The sequence below is a fragment of the Pseudomonas sp. PS02288 genome, from assembly GCF_029959715.1.
Taxonomy (GTDB): Bacteria; Pseudomonadota; Gammaproteobacteria; order Pseudomonadales; family Pseudomonadaceae; genus Pseudomonas_O; species Pseudomonas_O kuykendallii.
Map to the genome: position 1 here is coordinate 1 of NZ_JASCPA010000115.1, position 4,073 is coordinate 4,073.

A 4,073-nucleotide genomic window follows, 5' to 3' on the forward strand; every position below is an offset into this window, starting at 1 on the left:
CACCCAAGGGTGGCGGCCGAGGATCAGGGCGTGTGCGGCCGCGTCGCTAGTGCTGCACCACGGCGCCCACGGAAGCTTGCGGCTGATAGGACTGGATATCGAACTTGCGCTCGGGGTGCATGCGGAACGACAGCAGCACGCCACAGCCCATCAGCACCATGCTAACCACAAACGGCAGTTCCCAGCTGCCGTAGTGGTCGATGAGGAACCCGGAGACCACCGGCGAGAGGATCGCCGCGGCAGCCGAGCCGGTGTTCATCATGCCGCTGGCCGTGCCCGAGCATTCCGGCGCGATGTCCATCGGAATCGCCCACACCGGGCCGATCATCAGCTCGGCGAAGAAGAAGCCGGCGGACAGGCAGGCCATGGCCAGGTACATGTTCTTGGTGAAGGCCACCGGGATCAGCGCGATCAGTGCCAGCGTCATGCAGATGGCGATCATCCAGCTGCGCGAGCGTTTCAGGCAGTTGGTCTTCACCAGCACGCGGTCGGTGATGATGCCGCCAAGGGTGTCGCCGATGACGCCGGCGAAGAACACTGCCGAGGCGAAGATCGCCGACTTCTTCAGGTCCAGGCTGTAGTTGTGCAGGAAGTACTGGGGAATCCAGGAGAGGAACAGCCAGAGCGTCCAGCCATAGCAGAAGTAGACGATGGTCACCGGCCACATGCGCTTGAACAGCGGTCCCCAGGGAACGACGATCTTGACCTTCTTGGGTTCGGGCAGGGAGTCGATTTCCTCCTGGGTGATACGCGGGTGGTCCTTCGGGTTCTCGGTGAAGAGGAAGGCCCAGGCCGCGACCCAGATCAGGCTGATGATCCCGCAGGCGAAGAACGAGGCGCGCCAGCCGTAGATCGACATGATGCCGACGATGGCCGCCGGCGCCACGGCGTTGCCGATGCGGGCCGCCGAGTGGGTGATGCCCTGGGCGAAGCCGCGCTTTTCCTTCGGCACCCAGCGCGACATCGCCGAGGTGGCTGCGGGAAAGGTCGCCCCTTCGCCCAGGCCCAGCAGCAGGCGGGCGACGAGCAGGGAAACCAGGCCGCCGGCGAAACCGGTGAGCAAGGTGGCGGCGGCCCACATGAGGCCGCAGAAGATCAGCGTGCGGCGCGAGCCGAAGCGGTCGCTGACCCAGCCGCCGATGATCTGAAAGATCAGGTAGGGATAGGCGAAGGCGGAGAACACCAGGCCGATTTCGGTATTCGACAGGTGGAATTCGGGGCCGAAGCCGGAGGCCGCGGTGCTGACGTTGACCCGGTCGAGGTAGGTAATGAAGTACATGACGCAGAGCATGCCCAGCACCAGGCTGGTGGCACGGAAACGAAGCAGTTTCATGTAGCTATCTCCACATTCTTATTGTTCGTGCCTAGGCGGCACATGAGTCGGGATAGTTCGGTCTTGAAGCTTGGAGCAGTAGGTTCCGTGCATGACGGCAAGGTGCCGGGGCATGCCCCGGCAGCGGATCGCCGGGGTACGCGACGGCTCAGCGGTTGAACGGCACGCGCTGCGAAACGAGGTAGTCCATGGCGGCGCTTACGCCGCTTCCGGCGAGTTTCATGCCGGCGATCTGCATGCCCATCTCGCAGCCGGTGAGGGTCGCCATCAGGGTCAGGTCGTTGCAATCGCCGAGGTGGCCGATGCGGTACATGCGCCCTTTCATCTTGCCCAGGCCGGTGCCCAGCGACATGTCGAAGCGCTCGTAGATGGTCTTGCGCAACTGGTCGGCATCAATGCCTTCGGGCGTCATCACGCCGGTCAGCACCGGGCTGTAGACCGCGGGGTCGGCGCACTGGATTTCCAGGCCCCAGGCGCGTACGGCGATGCGGCAGGCTTCGGCAAGGCGATTGTGCCGGGCGAAGACGTTGTCCAGGCCTTCGCCGAGGATCATGTCCAGCGCCTCGGACAGGCCATAGAGCAGGTTGGTGCTCGGCGTGTACGGCCAGTAGCCGGTCTTGTTCATCTCGACGATCTCGTCCCAACCCCAGAACGCGCGCGGCAGCCTGGCGGTCTTGCTGGCTTCGATGGCTTTCGGCGAGAGGGCGTTGAAGCTGATGCCCGGCGGCAGCATCAGCCCTTTCTGCGAGCCGGAGACAGTGACGTCCACGCCCCACTCGTCATGCCGGTAGTCGGCCGAGGCCAGGCCGGAAATGGTGTCGACCAGCAGCAGCGCCGGGTGGCCCGCCGCATCCATCGCCTTGCGCACCGACGCGATGTCCGAGGTGACGCCGGTGGAGGTCTCGTTGTGCACCACGCAGACCGCCTTGATGGTGTGGCCGCTGTCCTGGCGCAGGCGCGCTTCGATCTGGTCGGCCTGCACGCCGCGGCGCCAGCCCTCGATGCCCGGCAGGCCGATGAACTCGGGATTCAGCCCGAGATTCTCGGCCATCTTCTTCCACAGCGTGGCGAAGTGCCCGGTCTCGTACATCAGCACCGTGTCGCCGGGGCTCAGGGTATTGACCAGCGCGGCTTCCCAGGCACCTGTGCCGGAAGCGGGATAGATGACGACGGGATGCTGGGTCTTGAAGATCCGCTTGATGCCGTCGATGACCTTCAGACCCAGTTCGGCGAACTCGGGACCGCGGTGGTCAATGGTGGGGTAGCTCATGGCCCGAAGGATGCGATCGGGGACCGGGCTCGGGCCGGGGATCTGCAGGAAATGACGACCAGCGGGATGGTAATCGAGTCGTAGCATGTAAGTGCCTTCTGTGTTTTTTGTTTTTTGAATGCAAAATACAATATCAACGTCTGTCGATACGTCAATAGCGGTTTGATAATCTGCAGACATTGAATTCAGGGAACGCGCCTGCCGGCGTTATGGGGATTTTGTATGCCAGATGCTGGAATGAACGTCGAACGACCCGTTGCAGCGATTCCGCTCAAAGTGGAGCGCCAGCAATTGCACGACACCGTGGTCGGGCACCTGCGGCGGTTGATCATCGAAGGCGTGCTGGAGCCAGGCAAGAAGCTCAACGAACGCGAGCTGTGCGAAACACTGGGGATTTCCCGCACGCCCCTGCGCGAGGCGCTGAAGGTGCTCGCCGCCGAAGGGCTGGTGGAAATATCGCCGAACCGCGGGGCGAGCATCGCCAGCATGTCGGAAACCGAAATCCGCGAGGCGTTCGAGTTCATGAGCGGCCTGGAAGCCTTCGCCGGTGAACTGGCCTGCGAGCGCATCTCCGCCGAGGAACTGGCCGAGATCAAGTCACTGCACGCCAGCATGCTCACCTGCAAGGCACAGAACGATCTGCCCGGTTACTACCAGCGCAACCAGGCGATCCACGACCTGATCAACCAGGCCGCGCGCAACGCCACGCTACGGCAGACCTACGTCTCGCTGAACTGGCGCATCCAGGCGCTGCGCTTCCACTCCAACCATCATGTCTACAAGTGGGATCGTGCGGTGCACGACCACGAGGAAATGATCGAGGCGCTGGAGGCGCGCGATGGCAAGCGCCTGAGCAACATCCTGCGTCATCACCTGCTGGAGAAGCGCGACGCCGTGCTGTCGATGCTGCAGGCGAACACGCTCAAGCTCTAGTCCCAGAGCGGACCGACAAGCTGATACAGCCCGAGCAGGATCAGGCTGCCGAAGAAACACGAACGGAACAGCGCCGGCGAGAGCACCCCACGCAGGCGCTGGCCGAGGTACATGCCGGCAAGCGCCGGTGCGAGCATCGACAGCGAAGCGCCCACCTCGCCGCCCGAATAGCTGCCGTTGAACGCCAGGCCGATGGCCAGCGCCAGCGTGGAGATGCTGAAGGACACGCCCATCGCCTGGATCAACCCGTCGCGCCCAAGGCCCAGCGCCTGCAGATAAGGCACCGCCGGCACCACGAAGACGCCGGTGACGGCGGTTACCAGCCCCGTCAGCAGTCCGACCAGCGGCCCCAGCCAGCCTTCCGATCGCGCCGCCACCGCCGGCGGCGAACCGAACAGACCCCACAACGCATAGGCGACCAGCACGACACCCAGCGCAGCCCCGGCCCAGGCGCCGTGCGGCGCCCCCAGCGCCGCGGCGCCGCGCCCCGTGCCCCGGCCGACGCCCCCCCGCCTCGCCGCCATACGGCGCCGCCGC

Annotated in this window: 4 protein-coding genes; 1 reads left to right on the plus strand and 3 read right to left on the minus strand. The window is 64.7% G+C overall.

Annotated elements, in window-relative coordinates; all coding sequences use genetic code 11:
* Positions 1–46 precede the first annotated feature (46 nt).
* Together QMX85_RS23210 and QMX85_RS23215 are read right to left on the minus strand one after the other, a co-directional pair.
* Entirely contained in the window at positions 47–1,333 is a 1,287-nt protein-coding gene (locus tag QMX85_RS23210; RefSeq protein ID WP_282344890.1) for an MFS transporter, read from the minus strand.
* Between the two features lie 148 nt (positions 1,334–1,481).
* The gene (locus QMX85_RS23215) at positions 1,482–2,690 is read right to left on the minus strand and encodes an aminotransferase class V-fold PLP-dependent enzyme (RefSeq protein ID WP_282344892.1); all 1,209 of its coding nucleotides are present in this window, start codon (positions 2,688–2,690) and stop codon (positions 1,482–1,484) included.
* Between the two features lie 150 nt (positions 2,691–2,840).
* Here QMX85_RS23215 and QMX85_RS23220 point away from each other — a divergent pair, with 150 nt between their 5' ends.
* Positions 2,841–3,536, plus strand: coding sequence for a GntR family transcriptional regulator (locus tag QMX85_RS23220; RefSeq protein ID WP_245728201.1), 696 nt, complete (start codon positions 2,841–2,843; stop codon positions 3,534–3,536).
* Here the strand turns inward: QMX85_RS23220 and QMX85_RS23225 are convergent.
* A partial coding sequence (locus QMX85_RS23225; protein WP_282344896.1) for a sulfite exporter TauE/SafE family protein occupies positions 3,533–4,073 on the minus strand: 541 nt, incomplete at its 5' end. The genes QMX85_RS23220 and QMX85_RS23225 overlap by 4 nt on opposite strands.

Excerpts from the sequence above, each read along its gene's own strand:
- QMX85_RS23210 (WP_282344890.1), bottom strand. The coding sequence starts at position 1,333 with ATGAAACTGCTTCGTTTCCGTGCCACCAGCCTGGTGCTGGGCATGCTC.
- QMX85_RS23215 (WP_282344892.1), bottom strand. The coding sequence starts at position 2,690 with ATGCTACGACTCGATTACCATCCCGCTGGTCGTCATTTCCTGCAGATC.
- QMX85_RS23220 (WP_245728201.1), top strand. The coding sequence starts at position 2,841 with ATGAACGTCGAACGACCCGTTGCAGCGATTCCGCTCAAAGTGGAGCGC.